Source organism: Acinetobacter sp. YH01019 (genome assembly GCF_013420285.1).
Taxonomy (GTDB): Bacteria; Pseudomonadota; Gammaproteobacteria; order Pseudomonadales; family Moraxellaceae; genus Acinetobacter; species Acinetobacter gandensis.
Map to the genome: position 1 here is coordinate 1 of NZ_VOYM01000144.1, position 3528 is coordinate 3528.

Here is a 3528-nt window from a genome sequence, read left to right on the forward strand (position 1 = left end):
GAGGCATGTTCCGCGTCCTTGCAATACTGTGTTTACATACAGTCTATCGCTTAGCGGAAAGTTCTTTTACCCTCAGCCGAAATGCCTGCCGTTGCTAGACATTGCCAGCCAGTGCCCGTCACTCCCACTCGATTGTAAACAAGCACACAAAACCCTTTAGTGACAACAATTTGCAAGAACTATCAGGCTCAGTGCCATGAAAAATACCATGACCAGATCATGAGGTTGAACACGGCTTGCGCCGGCAGCGTTCACGCTCCTGGTCGGCGATCTCGCCCGGCTGCAATGCTAGCTCAGCATCGGTCATGCGCTCCAGCACGTCGCGTAGGCGGATGGTGCAAGGAATGGGCGGCAGCTCGAACTCATAGCCGCCGGCGATCATTTCGGCCGCAATCTCCTCGGTGATGAAAAACGGCTCGTCGTCTTGGTTCGGCTTCTTCATGCCCTTTCCTCCTGGCGCTCATCCTGGCCGACAGCGGCCAGGGCATCGGCTTCCGTCAATGCGTCCTCCACGAACGCGCCGTGCTGCTTCGCTTCGGCCTGGCTGACCTCGGCCCATATCCGTTTCACCTGGGCCGCACTGTACCCGGCCAGCTCGGCGGTCTTGTTGATGCTGTAGCCGGACTTGCGCAGCGCGACAACTTGGGCGCGGCGCTTCGGATCAGCACGGCGGCCCTTGTACCGCCCGGCCTGGCGGGCCAACTCAATGCCTTGGCGCTGGCGTTCGCGCCTGTCCTCGTAGTCGTCGCGGGCCATCTGCAAGGCCAGGCGAAAAAGCATGATCTGCACGGCTTCCAGCACGATCTTGGCGACGCCCTGGGCCTCGGCCGCCAGGTCGGATAGATCGACCACGCCAGGGACGGCCAGGCGTGCGCCTTTGGCCTGTATCGAGGCCACCAGGCGCTCGGCCTCGGGCAAAGGTAGGCGGCTGATGCGGTCGATCTTCTCGGCAATGACCACCTCGCCGGGCTGTAGGTCGCCGATCATGCGCAGCAGCTCAGGCCGGTCGGCGCGTGCGCCGGATGCCTTCTCACGGTAGATGCCGGCGACGTAGTAGCCGGCGGCCTTCGCGGCCGTAGTGATCGCCTCTTGGCGTTCCAAGTCCTGCGCGTCGGTGCTGACGCGCAGATAGACCCGCGCCACCATCGGCGCGGCTACTGGCTTCGTCCTGCGCATACTTGCGGGCTCCTTTGGGCATACTCAAATGCACCCATCTTAAACTGGCAGCTAATGTACAAAAGTTGATAGAAGCACACAAGTTCAATTTTGCACTTCTGCCCCACTATTGCAAAACTGCTTGTTAGTAGCCGTTTTTTCTTACTGTTTATAGATTCAATAATTTTTGAAACGAAAAATTGGGACTAAACATTTCGGTTTCGTTTTCTGTCGATTCGTCCTGCGTATCTTTTGCATAAACAAACATTTGTTGTTCGTAGTTTTCGATGGCATTTTCAATACTTGTAAATTCTCCGTTTGTAAGGTTTTCAGACAATATCAAAGCATCCAATAATCCCGTATTTACACCCTGTCCTGCAAAAGGCGACATCAAATGAGCAGCATCGCCAATCATTGTTATGGGTAATGGACGGTTACTTTTCCAATCATTGTTCAAAGGAAATTTCCTTGTGGGCAAGCATTGAAATGTTGATACCGAACGTATTAATTGTTTGTAAACTTCACTCCATTTGGAAAATCTTTTCAATAAAAAATCGGCAACGCTGTTTCTGTCCTGAAAATCTAAGGGAATTTTATTTTTCCATTCATCGGGCGTTTTAAAACTAATTCCTAAATACAATGCACCATTATTATTGGGATTGGCAAACAATAAAATGCCCTGATGTCCCGCCATTAATCGGTTGCCGTTGCATAGCTGAAAAAATCCGGGACAGTTTATTTCCGGTTGAAGAATATCAGCTTGGATGTTGAAAGTACCGGTTTCTTCAACTTGCGTGTCGGTAACAAAGCTCCTTATTTTCGACATTCCACCATTGGCAAGAATAACCAAATCTGCTGTTTCACTCGGTTTATTCTCAAAAGTTAGTGTCCACTTCTTCTTACCAGGTTCAAGCATAACAAGTTTTCTATCCCAAATAACCGTGTCGTTTTCTAAACTATTCAACAAGATAGCCCTTAAGTCATTTCTGTTTATTTCAGGATTGTCAAATCGATTTTCGGGCTTTACATTTTTTGTGGATAAAATATTGCCTTTTTCATCAGCAATATTTACACCCATTGGTAAGGCTAAGTCATAATAAGTTTGTAACAATCCCGCTTTTTTCATTGCTTCCTGACCTGAACCTTTGTGTAGGTCAAGGGTTCCACCAAAAATTCTTGCCTCTCGGTCGTTGTCTCTTTCGTAAACTGAAACGTCTATGCCGTTTTGCTGTAATAATTTTGCCATAGTCAGTCCAACGGGTCCACCACCAATTATTGCAACGTTCTTATCACTAAGTAAATTCATTTGTTTGTCTGTATCTATTCGCATTGTCATTCAAAAATGGCACATAACAAGTGGCTATACGCCAAATGGCGTATATATCCACTATATCTTATTTTGCTAAACCTTTCATTATCAGTGACAAATCCGTTTTCAACCGTTTACCGTTCGTTTCTACTCTCTCAAAAGGATTTATATTCATAGTGCTTTTTGTTAAGTTTTGCTCAAATATACAAATCCTTTCTATATATCTAACAAATCCATCGGACTTTTTAATTGTTCCATTCCCTTGGTGGTAATATGTGTATAAACCTCAGTTGTTTTACTGCTTGAATGACCTAACAACGATTGAATATAACGTAAACTCGTACCATTCTCAAGCAAATGCGTTGCAAAGCTATGTCGTAAGGTATGTACAGTAACTTCCTTTTGAATCTTTGCTTTTAAAACAGCTGCTTTAAAAATGTTTTGAATACTTCGGCTTGAGTATGCGCCACCTTTTTGACCTTCAAATAAATAATCTTTTGGTTTATATTCCATAAAGTATGTTCTTAAAATAATTAATGTTTTCTCAGATAAAATGGTATAACGATCTCTTTTTCCTTTTGACTGTTCTATACGAATTTGCATGCGCTTGGAGTCAATGTCTTTTATTTTCAGGTTTATACATTCAGAAATGCGCAAACCTGCCGAATAAATAGTCATCAGAATAGCCTTGTGTTTCACGTTTTCAATAGCGCGTAGTACCCGAATGGTTTCTTCTTCACTCATCACAACAGGAAGTGTTTTTTCTTTTTTTGGTCTTTCGATGAAATATGTTTTCCGTTGTCCACCCAAAACACGTTCGTAATAAAACTTAATCGCATTGATTGCCTGGTTTTGATAAGATATTGAAACTTTTCGCTCCATAACCAAATGTCGGAGAAATGATTGTATATGTCCTTCATTCAATCGATCGACGTATAGGAAGAATAAACGCCCTTTTCACCCAAGTCCAACAGCTTTGGACCGCAGTTGACTCTTTCGACACCCCTGCGATGCAACCCAATCCGGCTGACGGGGAGCCAGCAACGCTGAAAATTTACCCTCCT

Annotated in this window: 4 protein-coding genes; all 4 read right to left on the bottom strand. The window is 45.5% G+C overall.

Translation table 11 applies throughout. The annotated features are described in order from the left end of the window. Nucleotides 1–217: 217 nt before the first annotated feature. The 4 genes from FTT84_RS17265 to FTT84_RS17280 all read right to left on the bottom strand — a co-directional run bounded on the left by FTT84_RS17265 (nt 218) and on the right by FTT84_RS17280 (nt 3346). On the bottom strand, nt 218–442 hold the full coding sequence (locus FTT84_RS17265) for a hypothetical protein (RefSeq protein WP_000743213.1): 225 nt from the start codon (nt 440–442) through the stop codon (nt 218–220). Continuing rightward, nucleotides 439–1176 (bottom strand): recombinase family protein, encoded by a 738-nt coding sequence (locus FTT84_RS17270; RefSeq protein ID WP_001366550.1) that lies wholly within the window; start codon nt 1174–1176, stop codon nt 439–441. Before FTT84_RS17270 ends, FTT84_RS17265 begins: the two co-directional genes overlap by 4 nt. Before the next feature lie 148 nt (nt 1177–1324). Then, a complete protein-coding gene (locus FTT84_RS17275; protein WP_024160783.1) occupies nt 1325–2491 on the bottom strand; it encodes a tetracycline-inactivating monooxygenase Tet(X3) in 1167 nt (388 codons plus the stop codon). A gap of 189 nt (nt 2492–2680) precedes the next feature. Continuing rightward, nucleotides 2681–3346, bottom strand: coding sequence for a tyrosine-type recombinase/integrase (locus tag FTT84_RS17280; protein ID WP_015060916.1), 666 nt, complete (start codon nt 3344–3346; stop codon nt 2681–2683). Nucleotides 3347–3528 lie beyond the last annotated feature (182 nt).

Excerpts from the sequence above, each read along its gene's own strand:
- FTT84_RS17265 (WP_000743213.1), bottom strand. The coding sequence starts at position 442 with ATGAAGAAGCCGAACCAAGACGACGAGCCGTTTTTCATCACCGAGGAG.
- FTT84_RS17270 (WP_001366550.1), bottom strand. The coding sequence starts at position 1,176 with ATGCGCAGGACGAAGCCAGTAGCCGCGCCGATGGTGGCGCGGGTCTAT.
- FTT84_RS17275 (WP_024160783.1), bottom strand. The coding sequence starts at position 2,491 with ATGACAATGCGAATAGATACAGACAAACAAATGAATTTACTTAGTGAT.
- FTT84_RS17280 (WP_015060916.1), bottom strand. The coding sequence starts at position 3,346 with ATGGAGCGAAAAGTTTCAATATCTTATCAAAACCAGGCAATCAATGCG.